The following is a 16,148-nucleotide window of genomic DNA, read 5'->3' as shown; positions in this document are numbered from 1 at the left end:
GTCAGCGGATCACGCCTTCCAGCACGGCGCGGAATCTGGGTTGCAGATGCTCCATCAACAGCGAGGCCACGGCTTTGTCGGTGAGGTCCAGAACAACGCCCTGCTCCTCGGCCTGAATGCGAATGCCATCCTGGGTATCGTCTGACGCGTGCAGCTCGACTTGTTCCCGCAGCATTTCGGCGGTCAAACCCAGCACATACTTGGTCAATTTACCAGACTGGATATCGTCGGCGTTCTGCTTGATATCTTCCTGAGTGGCCACTTTCGCGGGCAGGACCACCTGCACTTTACCATCCAGCTTGGCACCTGCTGCGGCCCGCCCAACAACCTCAAGGATCATCTGTTTCAGCATCTCGGGATTAGCCATTTCCTTGGTGACAAGGCGCTCGACATCCTTGCGGAAACGGTCGGTCAGGCCAGCTTTCATCGTCAAAACGGCATCGCGCATCGCGGTATTCAGCGCCTCTTCTCCAGCCGCGCGGTAATTGTCCGAGTCGGCGCGGGCTTTCTTCTGATGCGCCTCAGCCTCGTGCTTGGCATCTGCAAGGATCTTGGCGGCCTCAGCCTTGGCCTCGGCGCGTAGCTTCTCGGCCTCGGCCTGACCTGCGGCAACGCCGTCATTTCGCAGCTTGTCGATCAGGGCATCAACACCATGAGAAATCATTCCATCCTGTACCATCAGCTAATCCCCGCGCTGATGACCAAGGCAAATACGAAGGCGAAAACGCCAAACCCTTCGATGATCGCCGCCGGAGCAAGCGCCAAGCCGAAGATTTCTGGTTTCTCTTTTGTTGCATTGATCGCCGCGGCGCAGGCCCGTCCTTGCCAGATGCCGCAGTACATCAGCGCAATGCCCGATAGGATGCCGATCCCGAACAACCCGCCCGCATTTTCGGGCGTCACATCGCGGTTCAGGGTAAACATGATGACAATCCCGTAGATCACCATCGTTGACGGAAATGCCGAGACACCGACGAACCGACCATAGCCGCCTTCGGTTTCAGTCATCGCGCCGATGCTGGCCTGCCCAGCGATTGCGCACCCAATGGCACTTGCCGCCGCGCCCAACGCCATTGGCGCGTAAATACCCAGCCAACCCAATGTCAATACAAGCTCATTCATTCCTGTACCTCCTTGCGGGCGAACGGGCGAAAGACGATGCCTTCATCCGGCAGACCCCATTTAAAGAATTCGATATAATTGAGACGCAAACCGTGAACGACACCGCTCATCATCGCGAGGGCGAAGTTCAGAATATGACCGACGATCAGGATCAACAGCCCGAACAAAATGCCCGGCCCCTTCATCGCCTGCATCACCGAAACCGCCAAATCATTGAACGTGATCGCAAGCGACGCCGAGGCCAGACCCAGCGCAAACAGACGCATATAGCTCAGCACATCGCCAAATGCCCCCATCGCACCAGCAAGGCTTTGTAGCCCATCTATCAGCCGCCACAGCCAGTCGATTGGTTTACGCACCACCCGCTCGCTTGAAAACAGGACAATGGCAAGAACACCCGCAGCCAATACAATCGAGCCCGGCAGCATCGTCCCACCCTTCATATAGCTGAGCCACAGAATAAACCCGCCAATCAAGGCTCCGATCCAGCCAAGGTTTGCAACGGCCCTCCGCTGCCCCCACGCCGCGCGCGCGGCCAAAGCATTGGCCAACACCAGATGCAATACGCCAACCACGATCGAGATCATCATCATCGCACCAAAGTTGTTGAGGTCCAGTATCTTGAGCTTGGCCCAAACCGTGCCGTCGGCTGGTGATGCACCAAAATAGCTGCCGACCAGCACACCGTAGATGATCGTAGCGCTGGAAATCATCACTCCATATCGGCGCCAAGACCTTTCGCGCGGCGTTTTTCCCATGCGTTTCCAGAATGCCAAAAGACCCAGCAGTATGACTGCTCCGTAACCTGCATCCGCCACGATCATGGCAAAGAAAAACGCGAATGACGCGGCGACGATGATACTCGGGTCCCAGTCCTTGTACCCCGGCACCTGATAGAACAACGCAAGATCAACGGCCGCGCTTCGGTCCTCCGGTTGCTCCAGCAGAGTCGGTGGATTGTCATCCGGCCCCGGTTCTTCAATCAGAACAGCGGCATCTTTGGATTTGGCCATGTCCAGAACCGCTTCGATACGGTCCTCGGGCACCCAGCCCTGCAAGGCGAACATCGCCTCTGCGTCGCGGACCTTCTGGGTCGCATGAGCCAGTTCTGCGGCGCTTTCTGCTGCCGACAAGTTACGGCGCATCAGGGTCAGATAACGTGTTTGGGCAACCCGTTCAGCCTCCAACGCCTCAATCGCGATCTCGGCTTCTTCCAGTTGCGCTTCCAATTCGTGAATCGGCAAAGAACCGGTATGCGTACGCGGCACCGGCAGGATATCATCGCCCGGATCATCGGGCGCGATCAGAACGGCGTAAATGTACCGATGGTCCTCCTGCAAAATCGCCCAGGGCAGATTGATGTTTGACAATGCATCGCGATGTTTCAGGGGAAGCTGATAGAACCATAGCCGATTACCCGCCAGCACATCGGTCGGCGGAAAATCCAGGTCCCCCCAAGGGCGAACCTGCGCGATCCGGTCGGCCAGAAAATCCCGGCGATCCGTCATATCGCGGGTGCGCTGCATCAGGTCCAACACGTCACGCACGAACTGATCCATATCGAACACCGGATCACGCTGTATCTGTCGGCGCGGCTCTGGCACATCCGTCAAAAAGCGCAGCGCCTTATACGCATTGCGCGCGCCGCGCTCGCTGATCTTTTCCGGCTCGGATGGCGGAGGCGCAAGCGGCAGCACATGCATACAGCCTAGCTCCTGCAACGCCTCCAGCGTATCGCCCTTCCGCGCGGCAGGTCCGACGAGGGACAGTTTCTTCAGCCGCGCAACGCTCATGTCAGCGCCTCCTGCGCATGTTTACGCTTAGAGATTTTCGAGCGCACAACCGATTGAATCTGCTCATCGCTCAGGTAGATGCGGATTTTCTTGATATTGGCCTTGGCGCGTGGGATCAGAACCTTTTCGAACAGGTTCACCCGCTGCGTAATCGTGGCCACGGCCTTGTCAAAGATGCGCACCCGTTCTTCGGCGACTTTGACGCGCAACCGCGCCTCAATCATGTCATGCAACAGGCCGGCAGCGGCATCGACCCAATGCGGTTTCGCCAACACCGAATAGGGCCGCACAGCAACTTCGATCCGGTCTAGGTCGGGCATCTTGACGCCGACCACGTTGACCTCTTTCAACCTATAATCCTTCAGCTCAACAAGCCCGTCCAGATCGACCCCTTGCTGCGCCAACATCGGCAGTTTTTCCCCGACCTGCTGCGCCAGATTATGCACCTCTTGCTGCAAGCGTTGGACGTCTTCGCGGGCTTTGGCACGTTCCGCCATCAACTGCTGGCGTTTGAGGTCCAGCGACGGCAGGAACCGCTCATAGCTTTTCAGCTGGGTCTGCTGGCGGGCCAGCGACGATTTATTCAGCTGCAACCGCGCCATCGACATCCTTTGGGTAATACTTGTCGACCAAGGCCTGCTTCATCAGCAACTGATCAGGCTGGAAACACTCGGCCAGCGTCTTCCACCCCAGATTCAGCGCGTCCTCAAGCGGGATCGAGACGTTGATATCCATGAACCGCTTGCGAAACAGCGCGCCGAATTTCAGCAATTGGTGATCGTAATCCGACAGATCAAACGCCATCGCCTGTTTCTGCGCGGCGTCTCGGCTTTCGGAATAGAACCGGATCATCGTATTCATGATCTGCCCGTGATCCTCGCGCGTGGTCTTGCCGATCACGTTCTGCTTGAGGCGCGACAGGCTGCCAAACGGATCAATCACCCCCGAATGCAGGTAAAACTGCCCCTCAGTGATATAGCCCGTGTTATCTGGCACCGGATGGGTTACGTCATTGCCGGGCATTGTCGTCACGGTCAGCACCGTGACCGAGCCGCCCTTGGCGTAATCACACGCTTTCTCATACCGCCGCGCGAGTTGGGAATAGAGATCTCCCATATAACCGCGCTGCGACGGCACGCGTTCCTGACTGATCCCCACCTCTTTCATTGCATCGGCATAGGCGGTCATGTCGGTCAGTAGCACCAATACTCGCTTACCTTCCTCGACCGCGAATTTCTCGGCCACCGCCAGCGCCATATCGGGCACCAACAGCCGTTCCACCAGCGGGTCCATCGCCTGATTGACGAACATCACCGTGCGGGAAAACACGCCCGCATCCTCGAACGAGGTCCGGAATGTGTGGTAATCGTCAAAGATCAGCCCCAACCCGCCAAAGACCACGATATCGGCATCAGCCTGAATACCGATCCGACTGAGGAACGCATTGAACGGCTCGCCCGAGACCGAAAAGATCGGGATTTTCTGGCTTTCGACTAGTGTGTTGAACACGTCGATCATCGGCACGTCGGTGCGGATCATCTTGTTGGGCACAGCCCGCTCCGAGGGGTTCACCGTTGGCCCACCAATGTCGATCCGCGGCTCGGAGGACAGGTCCGGCCCACCGTCGATCGCCACCCCTGCCCCGTCAAAGACGCGGCCCAGAATGTTGGCCGAATAGGGCGTCTGCATCGGGTGGCCCAGAAAGGTCGCGGTTGCCTCGGTCGAGATACCCTTGGTGCCGGAAAACACCTGTAGGGTCACAACATCGCGGTCGATGAAAATCGCCTGCGCCAGCGTCTTGTGCCCGTCCACCGTTTCGATCACGGCCAGGTCGTTGAACCGAACCGCCGCATCGGCTTCGCCGTCCAGCGGGACCCTGACCTTGATCGTGTCCCCGACAATTTCCAGAACACGAGTGTACTTCAAAAGACTTTGGGACATCGTCGAACCTCAGTCGTCTAAAAGAAATAGCGATTTCTCTGGACAAGATATCCGCTCGAAACCAGCGAAATCACGATCAGCTTACAAAGAATCAAGGACTTGGCAAGGAAAGATAAACCTGAGGACGGAATGAAGCGCGCTTTAATCCGCGGCCTCCTCAGATTGCGCAAGAACGATGCGTTTCCAATGTAAAACAATTACTTAACGAGAAACTATGCCATTTACTAAAAAATTAGTTTGACAGCTAAGCGCGAAATCGCTGATGCTGTTCGTCATCCGGTCAATACCGGAACTCATAATCTTTGGGAGGAGACAGATGCGGAGACATCTACTTTCCGCAGTGGCGGCGGCTGCCGTCATTGCGGGGCACGGCCCTGCTTGGGCTGACGAAGCCGCAGCACAACGTTGGATTGATGACGAATTCCAGCCATCAACGCTGTCGAAAGACGAGCAGATGGGTGAGATGAAGTGGTTCATCGAAGCTGCACAGCCCTATGCCGGCATGGAAATCAACGTCCTGTCAGAGGGTATCCCAACCCATTCCTATGAATCCGAGGTTCTGACCAAGGCGTTCGAGGAAATCACCGGCATCAAGGTCAACCACCAGATCCTCGGTGAGGGTGAGGTGGTTCAGGCTGTTCAAACTCAGATGCAAACCGGACGTAACCTGTATGACGGCTATGTCAACGACAGTGATCTGATCGGCACCCACTCGCGTCTGCAACTGGCCTATCCGCTGACAGACATGATGGAAGGCGACTGGGCGGCGACAACTTCGCCGACACTGGATCTGGATGACTTCATGGGCATTCAGTTCACCACCGGTCCCGATGGTAAGTTGTACCAATTGCCTGACCAGCAGTTCGCCAACCTTTACTGGTTCCGCAAGGACTGGTTCGACGACGAAGCAAACAAGGCGGCCTTCAAAGAAAAGTACGGCTACGACCTGGGCGTTCCGGTCAACTGGTCGGCATACGAAGACATCGCCGAATTCTTCACCAACGACGTGAAAGAAGTCGACGGCGTCGCGATCTATGGCCACATGGATTACGGCAAGCGTGCGCCTGACCTTGGCTGGCGTATGACCGACGCATGGCTGTCAATGGCCGGTGCCGGTGACGTGGGCGAGCCTAACGGTGTTCCGGTCGACGAATGGGGCATCCGCATGGAAGCGGGCACTTGTAATCCTGTTGGTGCGTCCGTTTCGCGCGGTGGTGCTGCAAACGGCCCGGCTGCGGTCTATGCGATCCGCAAGTGGGACGAATGGCTGCGGAACTATGCGCCTCCGGGTGCGGCGTCTTATGACTTCTACCAGTCGTTGCCCGCGCTCAGCCAAGGCAACGTGGCACAGCAGATCTTCTGGTACACCGCATTTACCGCCGACATGGTGAAGCCGAAATCCGAAGGCAACAACACCGTGGATGACGAGGGCACGCCGTTGTGGCGGATGGCCCCCAGCCCGCATGGCCCCTATTGGGAAGACGGCCAGAAGGTTGGCTATCAGGACGTGGGGTCGTGGACCTTCCTGAAATCGACCCCCGAAGATCGTGCTCAGGCGGCTTGGCTTTACGCTCAGTTCGTGACGTCGAAGACTGTTGATGTGAAGAAGTCCCATGTGGGTCTGACCTTCATCCGCGACAGCTCGGTCAACCACGAGTCGTTCACCGAACGTGCACCCAAGCTGGGTGGTCTGGTCGAGTTCTACCGCTCGCCTGACCGTGTGGCATGGTCGCCGACCGGCATCAACGTGCCGGACTATCCGAAGCTGGCCCAAATCTGGTGGCAGCAGATCGGTGATGTGAACTCGGGCGCGTTCACTCCGCAAGAGGCGATGGACCGTCTGGCCGAGGAAATGGACATCACCATGGCCCGGATGCAGGCTGCGGATGAAAGCGCCGGTGTCTACGGCGGCTGTGGTCCGCGTCTGAACGAACCGCAAGATCCTGCCTTCTGGTTGGAGAAAGCCGGTTCGCCAAAGGCCAAGTTGGAAAACGAAAAGCCGCAAGGCCAGACTGTCAACTATGACGAGCTGGTGGCGCGCTGGCAGGCCAACTAAGCCAATGAAACCGGGGATGCCGTGCGCGGCATCCCCACACCAAGACCAGTGCACCGCACTGAAGGACCGGAACCCACGGACATGATCGAACTTCAAGACGCCACCAAACGGGTTGGCAACGTCATCCACATCAAGCCCACAAACCTGACGCTTCAGACCGGCCATTTCAATGTGCTGTTGGGCGCGACGGGATCAGGCAAGACCTCTCTGATCAAGATGATGGCCGGGCTGGACCCGATCGCCTCTGGCAAAGTGCTGATGGACGGGCAGAACGTGACCCGGCTGAACACGCAAAAACGGCAGATCAGCCTCGTCCACCAGTTCTTCGTGAACTACCCGCATATGACTGTATTCGACAACATCGCGTCGCCGCTGCGCGTGGCGGGCATGGCGAAATCCGAGATCGAGGGCCGCGTGGAAGAGGCAGCCGATCTGCTGCAACTGCGCCCTATGTTGCACCGCCGCCCGCATGAGCTGTCGGGCGGCCAGCAGCAACGTACTGCGCTGGCCCGCGCAATTGCCAAGGAAAGCCGCGCGGTGTTTCTGGACGAACCGCTGGCCAACCTCGACTACAAATTGCGCGAAGAACTGCGCGAGCAGTTGCCCGATCTGTTCGCCGGGCGCGGGGCCGTGGTGGTCTATGCGACCTCAGAACCCGAAGAGGCGTTGCTGCTGGGCGGCTACACCGCCCTGATGGAAGATGGACGTGTGACGCAGTTCGGCCCGACCGCAGATATTTATCGCAACCCCGAAAACATCGCGGCTGCGCGCGTCTTTTCAGACCCGCCGATCAACGTGGCGCGCATCACCGTATCAGGCACGCAGGCGCAGCTTGCAGGCGGTGGAGGCTGGGCAGTCTCGGACATGGCCGATGGCGAATACATGGTCGCCGTCCGCCCGCACCGGGTGACCCCATTCCGCACATCTGACATCGATGTAGAACTGACGGGCCGCGTGATCGTGACCGAGCTTTCGGGCTCGGATTCCAGTGCGCATTTCCAACATGGGGACGACGCCTGGGTGTCATTGGCGGCAGGTGTGCACCCTTATCAGGTTGGCGAAGACCATAGTTTCTACATGAATCCAGCGCATTGCCGGTACTTCAGCCAAGACGGAAAAAGGGTTGTCTAATGGCTCAGATCAAGCTTTCAAACCTTAGGCACAGCTATATGCCGGCCCCGAAAGGTCCCGAGGACTATGCACTGAAGGAAATCGACGTGACGTGGCGCGATGGCGGGGCCTATGCGCTGTTGGGTCCGTCGGGTTGCGGCAAGTCAACTCTGCTGAACATCATCTCGGGCCTGCTGACCCCATCCGAGGGGCAGATCCTGTTCGATGGTCAGGACGTGACCGCCCTGCCCCCTGATCAGCGCAACATTGCGCAGGTGTTCCAGTTTCCGGTGATCTACGACACGATGACCGTGGGCGAAAACCTGGCCTTTCCGCTGAAGAACCGGGGAGTCGATCCTGCAACCATCAAGCGCCGCGTCGATGAGATTGCCGAGATGCTGGACGTCACGGACATGCTGAACACCCGCGCCAGCGGCCTGAGTCCGGACAACAAGCAAAAGATCTCGATGGGGCGCGGGCTGGTCCGTGATGACGTGAACGCGGTGATGTTCGACGAACCGCTGACCGTTATTGACCCGCACCTGAAGTGGAAACTTCGGTCCAAGCTGAAAGAGCTGCACCAGCGCGTCAAAGCGACGATGATCTACGTGACCCACGACCAGACCGAGGCGCTGACCTTTGCCGACGAAGTGGTGGTGATGCAGGAAGGCGAAGTTGTGCAGATCGGCACGCCGGTTGAACTGTTCGAGCGGCCTCAGCATACGTTTGTGGGTCATTTTATCGGCTCGCCCGGTATGAATGTTCTGCCCTGCGAGGCCAAAGGCGACCGTGCCGTTTTCGAGGGTCATGAGGTGATGCTGGAAGGCCCCACTCACGGTGACGGAGGTCGCACCGATCTGGGCATTCGCCCCGAGTATGTGGGTTTTGGCGACACCGGTATCCCGGCCCATGTAACCAAGGTGGCTGATATCGGCCGCCACTACGTGGTCAGCGCCATGGTCGGCAATACGGCCCTCAAGGCGGTGACGGAACACAGTGTGCCCGAGCCGGGATCAGAGGTCTTTCTGCAATTCAAACCAGAACAATCCCGCGTCTACCGCGACGGCTGGATCGCAACCGAGGAGCGGTCGCAATGAGAACGGAAAACCAAAAAGCATGGTTCTTTGTCCTGCCCGTGCTGGCACTGGTCGCATTCAACGCGCTGGTGCCGATGATGACGGTAGTCAACTATTCGGTGCAGGAAACCTTTGGTAACAACCAGTTCTTCTGGGAAGGGCTGGGCTGGTTCGAACAAATCCTGCGTTCGGACCGGTTCCAAGCGGCCCTCGGTCGGCAGTTCCTCTTTACCTTCCTGATCCTGCTGATCGAGGTGCCCTTGGGCATCATCGTGGCCCTGTCTATGCCCCGCAAAGGGTTCTGGGTGCCGGTCTGTCTGGTGCTGATGGCCCTGCCGATGCTGATCCCGTGGAACGTGGTTGGCTCGATGTGGAACATCTTCACCCTGCCGAAAATCGGCCTGATGGGATATTTCCTGAATGACGTTCTAGGCATCAACTATGACATGACGCAACAGCCCCTGTCGGCCTGGATCACGGTTATCGTCATGGATGTCTGGCACTGGACTTCGCTGGTGGTGTTGCTGTGTTATGCGGGTCTTGTGTCGATCCCGGATGCCTATTACCAAGCCGCCAAGATCGACGGAGCCAGCCCGTGGTCGGTGTTCCGCTATATCCAGCTTCCCAAGATGAAAACCGTTCTGACCATCGCCGTCCTGCTGCGCTTTATGGACAGTTTCAACATCTATACCGAGCCCTTCGTTTTGACTGGAGGCGGCCCCGGCAATTCGACCACCTTGCTGTCGATCGACCTTGTGAAGATCGCGTTGGGACAGTTCGACCTTGGCCCTGCAGCCGCGATGAGCCTGATCTATTTCGCCATCACGCTGCTGGTCTCATGGCTCTTCTACACTCTGATGACAAAGGATGACGCGCAATGAAGAAGCGGTCCCTTATCCCGATCCTGTATATCGCGTTCCTGATGCTGCCGATCTATTGGCTAGTGGCGATGTCCTTCAAGACCACGAACGAGATCCTGTCGGGCTTTTCCCTGTTTCCACAGACCTTTACGCTGGACAATTACATCACGATCTTTACGGATCCGACGTGGTACTGGGGATACATCAACTCAATCACCTATGTGACCCTTAACACAGTACTTTCGGTCTGCGTTGCCCTGCCCGCGGCCTATGCGTTCTCGCGCTATCGGTTCCTGGGTGACAAGCAATTGTTCTTCTGGCTGTTGACCAACCGCATGGCTCCGGCAGCCGTGTTCGCGCTGCCATTCTTTCAGCTTTATTCGTCGATCCACCTGTTCGACACCTATCTGGCTGTGGCGCTGGCGCATACGCTGTTTAACGTGCCACTGGCGGTGTGGATTCTGGAAGGTTTCATGCGCGGCATCCCCAAGGAACTGGACGAAACCGCCTATGTCGATGGCTATTCCTTCCCGCGTTTCTTCGTGACGATCTTTCTGCCCAACATCAAAGCGGGCGTGGGTGTGGCGGCGTTCTTCTGCTTCATGTTCTCGTGGGTCGAGATGCTGTTGGCCAAGACGCTTACGGCGGTTGAGGCCAAACCCATCGCCGCTGTGATGACCCGCACCGCCTCCAGCGCTGGGTATGAACTTGGCCTGCTGGCAGCCGCCGGGACGCTCACCATTATCCCCGGCGCCATCGTCATCTGGTTTGTCCGCAACTACATCGCGCGCGGGTTCGCGATGGGCCGTGTGTGAGGTTCGATATGCGTAAACTACTACTTACCCTCCCCTTCCTGCCTTCAACGGCCTTCGCCCAAGCCAAAGCCGGTTGGGGCAATGTCGGACAAGAAGAAGAGAAAGGTTTTTCCTGGACGGATCCCCTTTGGCCCGATTTTTGGATGGCATGGACGCCGGCCACACTGGCCGTATTTGTTGGCATCTTCTCAGCTATTGCTTTGATCGGTGTCCTCGAAGCCACCAAGTACCGCGACGGGATCGAACGGCGCGGCGTTCTGGGCCTGACGACCACACTGGGCGATCGTCTGTTCATCACCCTATTAGGATCGGCCTACATCTTTCTTGCCTGGCTGGGGTTCGTGGGACAGCCCGTCTGGACACCGCTGTTCCTGTCAATCGGCTGGGGTATTTTCGTCTTCTGGAAAGTTTGAGCTTTGCGAAACAGCGAAAGGATGCTTGTCTGTCAGGCATACTAAAAAATGCGACACGAAAGACCGATGCGAAAGAAAAAAACAACAAACCTGCTGACCGAAGTAGAGCTCGAGTTCATGAATGAGCTTTGGGCACTTGGTCAGGGCTCGGTCCGTGACGTGCTTGATCGTCTGCCTGCTGAACGCAATCTCGCTTATACATCCGGCGCCACCATCCTGCGTATTCTCGACGAGAAAGGCTTTGTCGAAAGCCGCAAGGACGGAAAGACGCTGATCTATACGCCGCTACTGGAGAAAGACAGGTATCAGGCCCGGTCGCTGCAGAACCTGTCGCGAACTTTGTTCGACGACACACCTGCCACGCTGGTCGCGCGTCTGGTGGACGACGCCGGCCTTAGCGAAGCCGATCTAGAGGAAATTCGGGCATTGGTAGAAAGGAGACTGCAAAATGACGGCGGTTAAACCGGTTCTCGATGCCTATCTCGAACTGAACCTTGTACTTGTTCTGGCAGCATTTGTTTGGTTGGCGGTCAGAGCTGCCCTTGCAAAGACGCCTTTGCAACATGGGTTTGTAATCCAGCTTCGTGCGCTTAAGGCGCTGTGCCTGTGCGTTGTTCTCAGTCCTGCGCTTGCCCTTGGCGTTTTCGCACTGGCCGCTCAGACATCGGCCCGCGGTGTTGTCGCGATCGGCGATATCGCTGTCGCCGCTTATCTGCGAGGCGATATTGCCATGCCAGCCACTCAGTTTGAGGCGCTGCTCAACACACGTCAGCGCTGGGGCGATCTGGTCTTCTCGGGCGAGTATCCGGTTGTGTCTGCTGTGATTGTCCTTCTTGCAATCATATCGGTGGGGTACGCGGTTCGGATTGCGTATGACGCTTTGGCGATACGCAACACGATCAACAGCAGCTATCTATGGCGGCGTTCTGCCAAGGTAGATATCCGGCTATCTGATCGCATCGCCGTACCTTTTGCGGTGCGCGGTCTGCGCCGACGCCATGTAGTCTTGCCCAGCCATCTTCTTGATACCCCGCGCGAATTGCGCTTTGCGCTGGCACATGAGTTGCAGCACGTGCGCGCCGGAGATGTTGAGTGGGAACTGGGTTTTGAATTGATGCGCCCGCTCCTGTTCTGGAACCCGGCCTATGTTGTTTTGAAATACCAGTTTGACCGGCTCCGCGAACTTGCTTGCGACCAATCCGTTGTTGCCCGCAGGGGTATCAATGCGCGTGACTATACAACCTGTCTATTGGACTATTGCGCCAGAACCGTTGTTCAAGGAAGCCCACGCGTCTTGAACGTAGCCTTGGTAACGGGAGGCAAGGCAAAACGAGTGCTGCGTCAACGGGTAATCGCCTTGGCCGAAGCACCCTCGGTTCAATCTTCCATGCCGCTTCTGTTTCTCGGCCTGACAATCGCGTTTGCGATGGTGCTTGGATTGGCCGCAGCCTCGGTGCGTCAGGCAGATGATTGGAGCCACGACCGCATCATGCTGTCCACTGTGGTGAACCTTGAAAGGTTGGAAGCGCGCAGCAGTCAGACCGACTGACCTTGCCTACCAACCGCGCCGTCCAAATAGAGCCTGAAGCCGTTTTTGTCCCGAAAACGGGTCAACTGGCTGAGGTTCCTTCAATCGCGACACGACGCGGCGGACTAGAACGATACAGATCGCCGCGAATATGACGCCCCCCATTGCCTGCCCGATCAAAACGCCGGGCGCGCCTGCGATATAGGCACCAGCCACGGCGAATGGCCAGGTTCCCAAAGTGTGTCGCCCCCAGTTGACCCAGGTCGAATACACGGGGTGACCCAAATTGTTAAAGCTGGCATTGGAGACAAAAATCACCCCATTGAAGAATGACGCAAGCGCCAGAGGCCCGCAGAAAAGATAGATCAAGACCCGCGTTTCCCCCTGCGCGCGGAACAAGTCCGCGATAGGTGCGCGTAGGAAATACAGCGTTGCGGCCATGAGGCAGACATAGACGGCCGTAAACTTGACCCCGGACCAAAAGGCTTCTTTTACGCGGTCGTGTTGTCCGGCTCCGAAATTCTGCCCTACGATCGGCCCGATTGCCCCTGACAGGGCAAAGATGACCGAGAATGCAACAGGTATCAGCCGTCCGATCACGGCCATACCAGCAACGGCATCTGTGCCGAATTGGGCGATTTCACGGATGACGATTGCATTTCCCACCGGGGTTGCCACATTCGTCAAAACAGCAGGAACAGCAATTGCCCGTACCGAGCGGAAATCGCCAAGAACCTGTTGGAACGACGGGCGCGCAAACGCGCGGTGCACACGCACGGCGGGCCTGATCGCAGCGATCAACATGCAAAGGCGTGCGATCACTGACGCAATGGCCGCACCGTCCAGACCGAGCCCCACAGCGAAAATCAGGATCGGGTCCAGGACAGCGTTTGTGATCCCACCATAAATCGTCGCCATCATCGAACGCCGGGCGTCCCCGTTCGCGCGCAGAACGGCCATGCCAGCCATCGCCATGGCCATGACCCACATGGTCGGCAAAATGATCGACACGTAGCGCGCCGCCAGACGCAGCACCTCACCTTCTGCCCCCAAAGCAGACAGAAGAAAGCGTATGTTAATCATCACGATGGCGGACACGATTAAACCAAACAATATGCCCAGAATAGCAACACTGGTCGCGAACTGCCTTGCACGTTCGGGCCGCCCAGCACCCAGTTCTCGCGCCACCAGCGCACCTGCGGCGATCGAAAGACCGACATTAACGGAATTTGTAAAAAACAGCAGAGTGCCAGCGTATCCCACGGCCGCGGCCAGCGCGTCATTGCCCAGCATCGAAATGAAGACCATGTCCACAAAGTCGACGGCAAATATTGCCATCAACCCGATACTAGTGGTCAGCGACATCCGTGTGACGTGCCGCATCAGGCTGCCTGTCAGAAAAACAGCCTTGCCCGACGATCCTGAAAGCATGTGCTCGATGTCCCCCCCGCTTGCGACTGCAATTTGCCAGCGGACACCGCGATTAAGCAACCGTTTATTAGGGCCATCCGGTCTTTTGCGGTCTGCGGCACCCTAGGCGGTTGGATCAGCCAAATGCTCGGCCAGACGTAGTGAAAGCTGAACAATCGTGAAGGTCGGGTTTGCATGCCCACAAGTTGGGAAAACCCCTGACCCCGCAACATAAAGGTTGGGCGCACCATGCACCTTGCAATTGGCGTCGACCACGCCGGTTTCAGATGTCAAAGACATACGCGCGCCGCCCATATGATGACTGGAATAGTCAAGTGGCAACTGTTCCAGCGGCTCACGATTCCAAAGGAACGGATCGACGCGCATTCGACCCAGCCCGCTGCGGATCAGGAACTTGGCAGCTTCGGCTGTGGAACCGCGCAGGGTTTCGATATCTTTCTCGGTCAAACGCAGGTCCAGCCCGACGATACCCAAGCCAAACCTATCCCGATTTTCGGTCAGCACAATTCGGCTTGCGGGATTGGGCTGCTGTTCCCCCATCACAAAGGACGTCCCGGTGAAGAAGTAGTCCTCTTCGAATTGCAGGCTCTTGATAAACTCGGCGTCGCCGATTGCTTTTTCTCTGATCGGCAGAGGGTTGAGACGTTGCAGCCGCACTGCAGAATTCAGCCATCCATTCTTGAGCATGTGATCGTGACTGGGGCTCAGCAAAAGTTCGGGCCGGGACCGGCGCAACAGGCGTTCAAGCTCCCACGTGGGTGAGTGCGAATAGAGCCGCTTGGTAATAAAGTAGGTGTCGTTGTCGATAATCGGGTGTTCCATGAAACACCGCCCGACCATATCGTTCTGGTTGCCAAAGCGATTTTCGTGACCCGCATTCAGGTGCAGCAACATGCGGCTGGTTTCGATGCCGCCCAATGCCAACACAAACCGGTCAGCCGTGGCCACGCCCTGCCCATCTTCATAATTGCGAACCTGCGCCTGGGTGATACGGCCTGTATCACCATCGACCGCAAACCCCACGACATTGGCGTTCAGGACCAGATCAATATTCGGAGTGTTCTTCAATCTGTCTTGAAAAGAGACACCAAAACGAACGGGGTCTTCATTTCGAACATCATGAAACTGGCGGTCGGAACTGAAACGCTGTTCAACGACCTCCAGATTTCCAAGGTCATCAACGGGCTTTCGAATATCCGCGCTGAAGCGACCGGTTTGCAGAAGGTTTGCCGCCTCTTCCTGATAGGGCACCAGATCTTCAAAGCGGATTGGCCAGCCACTTAGCGGAACATCATCGCGCGGCAGGAAATCAGAACGGTCCAACAATAGGCACACCCCGCCCCAATGACCCGTGCTTCCACCCAAGGCCCGAAGGCGCGGGGCGGACAGGGGGTAGTATTCCAACCCCAGATTTTCCCCTTCGTACAGGTCCTGAGATTCCCAGGTCACTTCCCTATCGCCAGCTTCAAGCAAAAGAACACGTTGCCCGGATTCTGCCAGTTTGAAGGCAAGCGTCATTCCTGCAGGCCCGGCTCCCACGATGCAGCAATCGTAGCGGTCATCCAATGCGGGAATGTCGCCTCGTGCGTCGAGGATCATGACACCTCTCCACCGTCGAGATCGCTTTCGTCCAGCAACCAGCCATCGACTAGGACAGGTTTGGGGTCTGCAACAGGTGGAAGAGGGTTGTCCTTAATCCGCAGGAAACCAACCCGTGTGATCGGCGGTATCAAAACAATGGCGGCCAGCACACCAAAAACGTGCCGCCGCTTAACAGTTCGTTTCTGTGAAGCCATCGGTAACCACAATACTCTTACAAACAACAAATACGCGAACGGCCAAAACCAGCCAGAGCAACAGTAAGCTCGGTAATTATACTTTCTTTGAGTGGGTTTTGGCAAAACCTAAAAATTTACCTCGATTTAGGACGGCCTTTGCGAAAACCAGGCGGGAAACGGCACGCGCGAAACTAAAGCGAAGTCGCAGTTAAGGCGGCGATTTAT

General features: G+C 57.2%; 16 protein-coding genes. 8 read left to right on the top strand and 8 right to left on the bottom strand.

Annotation, left to right across the window (positions count from 1 at the left end; genetic code table 11):
* Position 1: 1 nt before the first annotated feature.
* Genes GOV87_RS00940 through GOV87_RS00920 form a run of 5 tightly spaced genes read right to left on the bottom strand, consistent with a single transcriptional unit; the run spans position 2 to position 4,856 of the window.
* Positions 2–679 (bottom strand): hypothetical protein, encoded by a 678-nt coding sequence (locus GOV87_RS00940; RefSeq protein ID WP_171210522.1) that lies wholly within the window; start codon positions 677–679, stop codon positions 2–4.
* A complete protein-coding gene (locus GOV87_RS00935) occupies positions 679–1,122 on the bottom strand; it encodes an ATP synthase subunit C (RefSeq protein ID WP_170422131.1) in 444 nt (147 codons plus the stop codon). The genes GOV87_RS00940 and GOV87_RS00935 overlap by 1 nt, the downstream gene beginning before the upstream one ends.
* Positions 1,119–2,915: a V-type ATP synthase subunit I gene (locus tag GOV87_RS00930; RefSeq protein ID WP_171210521.1), complete on the bottom strand. Its 1,797-nt coding sequence runs from the start codon at positions 2,913–2,915 to the stop codon at positions 1,119–1,121. Before GOV87_RS00930 ends, GOV87_RS00935 begins: the two co-directional genes overlap by 4 nt.
* Entirely contained in the window at positions 2,912–3,517 is a 606-nt protein-coding gene (locus GOV87_RS00925; protein ID WP_171210520.1) for a V-type ATP synthase subunit D, read from the bottom strand. The genes GOV87_RS00930 and GOV87_RS00925 overlap by 4 nt, the downstream gene beginning before the upstream one ends.
* On the bottom strand, positions 3,495–4,856 hold the full coding sequence (locus GOV87_RS00920; protein ID WP_171210519.1) for a V-type ATP synthase subunit B: 1,362 nt from the start codon (positions 4,854–4,856) through the stop codon (positions 3,495–3,497). The genes GOV87_RS00925 and GOV87_RS00920 overlap by 23 nt, the downstream gene beginning before the upstream one ends.
* A gap of 316 nt (positions 4,857–5,172) precedes the next feature.
* On the opposite strand from GOV87_RS00920, the gene GOV87_RS00915 reads away from it, so the two are divergent.
* From GOV87_RS00915 to GOV87_RS00880, 8 genes are all read left to right on the top strand, one after another.
* Positions 5,173–6,912: an ABC transporter substrate-binding protein gene (locus tag GOV87_RS00915; protein WP_171210518.1), complete on the top strand. Its 1,740-nt coding sequence runs from the start codon at positions 5,173–5,175 to the stop codon at positions 6,910–6,912.
* A gap of 81 nt (positions 6,913–6,993) precedes the next feature.
* The gene (locus tag GOV87_RS00910) at positions 6,994–8,043 is read left to right on the top strand and encodes an ABC transporter ATP-binding protein (protein WP_171120941.1); all 1,050 of its coding nucleotides are present in this window, start codon (positions 6,994–6,996) and stop codon (positions 8,041–8,043) included.
* The gene (locus GOV87_RS00905; RefSeq protein ID WP_171210517.1) at positions 8,043–9,119 is read left to right on the top strand and encodes an ABC transporter ATP-binding protein; all 1,077 of its coding nucleotides are present in this window, start codon (positions 8,043–8,045) and stop codon (positions 9,117–9,119) included. The genes GOV87_RS00910 and GOV87_RS00905 overlap by 1 nt, the downstream gene beginning before the upstream one ends.
* A complete protein-coding gene (locus GOV87_RS00900; protein ID WP_170383538.1) occupies positions 9,116–9,979 on the top strand; it encodes a carbohydrate ABC transporter permease in 864 nt (287 codons plus the stop codon). Before GOV87_RS00905 ends, GOV87_RS00900 begins: the two co-directional genes overlap by 4 nt.
* Positions 9,976–10,773 carry a carbohydrate ABC transporter permease gene (locus GOV87_RS00895; RefSeq protein WP_170410573.1) on the top strand — a complete coding sequence of 266 codons (798 nt, stop codon included), beginning with the start codon at positions 9,976–9,978 and terminating at the stop codon, positions 10,771–10,773. The genes GOV87_RS00900 and GOV87_RS00895 overlap by 4 nt, the downstream gene beginning before the upstream one ends.
* An 8-nt stretch (positions 10,774–10,781) precedes the next feature.
* The gene (locus GOV87_RS00890) at positions 10,782–11,186 is read left to right on the top strand and encodes a DUF2160 domain-containing protein (RefSeq protein ID WP_171210516.1); all 405 of its coding nucleotides are present in this window, start codon (positions 10,782–10,784) and stop codon (positions 11,184–11,186) included.
* Positions 11,187–11,252: 66 nt separating this feature from the next.
* The gene (locus GOV87_RS00885; RefSeq protein ID WP_171120934.1) at positions 11,253–11,648 is read left to right on the top strand and encodes a BlaI/MecI/CopY family transcriptional regulator; all 396 of its coding nucleotides are present in this window, start codon (positions 11,253–11,255) and stop codon (positions 11,646–11,648) included.
* Positions 11,635–12,735: a M56 family metallopeptidase gene (locus GOV87_RS00880; RefSeq protein ID WP_171210515.1), complete on the top strand. Its 1,101-nt coding sequence runs from the start codon at positions 11,635–11,637 to the stop codon at positions 12,733–12,735. The genes GOV87_RS00885 and GOV87_RS00880 overlap by 14 nt, the downstream gene beginning before the upstream one ends.
* 6 nt (positions 12,736–12,741) lie before the next feature.
* On the opposite strand, the gene GOV87_RS00875 is transcribed toward GOV87_RS00880, so the two are convergent.
* From GOV87_RS00875 to GOV87_RS00865, 3 genes are all read right to left on the bottom strand, one after another.
* Complete coding sequence (locus GOV87_RS00875; protein ID WP_254447287.1) at positions 12,742–14,145, bottom strand: MATE family efflux transporter; 1,404 nt, start codon at positions 14,143–14,145, stop codon at positions 12,742–12,744.
* Positions 14,146–14,247: 102 nt separating this feature from the next.
* Positions 14,248–15,744 carry a GMC oxidoreductase gene (locus GOV87_RS00870; RefSeq protein WP_171210514.1) on the bottom strand — a complete coding sequence of 499 codons (1,497 nt, stop codon included), beginning with the start codon at positions 15,742–15,744 and terminating at the stop codon, positions 14,248–14,250.
* On the bottom strand, positions 15,741–15,941 hold the full coding sequence (locus GOV87_RS00865; protein ID WP_171120929.1) for a hypothetical protein: 201 nt from the start codon (positions 15,939–15,941) through the stop codon (positions 15,741–15,743). Before GOV87_RS00865 ends, GOV87_RS00870 begins: the two co-directional genes overlap by 4 nt.
* Between the last annotated feature and the right edge of the window lie 207 nt (positions 15,942–16,148).

The sequence above is a fragment of the Ruegeria sp. HKCCA5426 genome (assembly GCF_013034585.1).
In the GTDB taxonomy this organism is placed as follows: Bacteria; Pseudomonadota; Alphaproteobacteria; order Rhodobacterales; family Rhodobacteraceae; genus Ruegeria.
Note: the sequence above shows the minus strand (reverse complement) of the source record. Positions and strands in the feature narration are given on the sequence as shown.

What these genes read in the sequence shown, in the direction of transcription:
- GOV87_RS00940 (WP_171210522.1), bottom strand. Translation starts at nt 679, where the DNA reads ATGGTACAGGATGGAATGATTTCTCATGGTGTTGATGCCCTGATCGAC.
- GOV87_RS00935 (WP_170422131.1), bottom strand. Translation starts at nt 1,122, where the DNA reads ATGAATGAGCTTGTATTGACATTGGGTTGGCTGGGTATTTACGCGCCA.
- GOV87_RS00930 (WP_171210521.1), bottom strand. Translation starts at nt 2,915, where the DNA reads ATGAGCGTTGCGCGGCTGAAGAAACTGTCCCTCGTCGGACCTGCCGCG.
- GOV87_RS00925 (WP_171210520.1), bottom strand. Translation starts at nt 3,517, where the DNA reads ATGGCGCGGTTGCAGCTGAATAAATCGTCGCTGGCCCGCCAGCAGACC.
- GOV87_RS00920 (WP_171210519.1), bottom strand. Translation starts at nt 4,856, where the DNA reads ATGTCCCAAAGTCTTTTGAAGTACACTCGTGTTCTGGAAATTGTCGGG.
- GOV87_RS00915 (WP_171210518.1), top strand. Translation starts at nt 5,173, where the DNA reads ATGCGGAGACATCTACTTTCCGCAGTGGCGGCGGCTGCCGTCATTGCG.
- GOV87_RS00910 (WP_171120941.1), top strand. Translation starts at nt 6,994, where the DNA reads ATGATCGAACTTCAAGACGCCACCAAACGGGTTGGCAACGTCATCCAC.
- GOV87_RS00905 (WP_171210517.1), top strand. Translation starts at nt 8,043, where the DNA reads ATGGCTCAGATCAAGCTTTCAAACCTTAGGCACAGCTATATGCCGGCC.
- GOV87_RS00900 (WP_170383538.1), top strand. Translation starts at nt 9,116, where the DNA reads ATGAGAACGGAAAACCAAAAAGCATGGTTCTTTGTCCTGCCCGTGCTG.
- GOV87_RS00895 (WP_170410573.1), top strand. Translation starts at nt 9,976, where the DNA reads ATGAAGAAGCGGTCCCTTATCCCGATCCTGTATATCGCGTTCCTGATG.
- GOV87_RS00890 (WP_171210516.1), top strand. Translation starts at nt 10,782, where the DNA reads ATGCGTAAACTACTACTTACCCTCCCCTTCCTGCCTTCAACGGCCTTC.
- GOV87_RS00885 (WP_171120934.1), top strand. Translation starts at nt 11,253, where the DNA reads ATGCGAAAGAAAAAAACAACAAACCTGCTGACCGAAGTAGAGCTCGAG.
- GOV87_RS00880 (WP_171210515.1), top strand. Translation starts at nt 11,635, where the DNA reads ATGACGGCGGTTAAACCGGTTCTCGATGCCTATCTCGAACTGAACCTT.
- GOV87_RS00875 (WP_254447287.1), bottom strand. Translation starts at nt 14,145, where the DNA reads ATGCTTTCAGGATCGTCGGGCAAGGCTGTTTTTCTGACAGGCAGCCTG.
- GOV87_RS00870 (WP_171210514.1), bottom strand. Translation starts at nt 15,744, where the DNA reads ATGATCCTCGACGCACGAGGCGACATTCCCGCATTGGATGACCGCTAC.
- GOV87_RS00865 (WP_171120929.1), bottom strand. Translation starts at nt 15,941, where the DNA reads ATGGCTTCACAGAAACGAACTGTTAAGCGGCGGCACGTTTTTGGTGTG.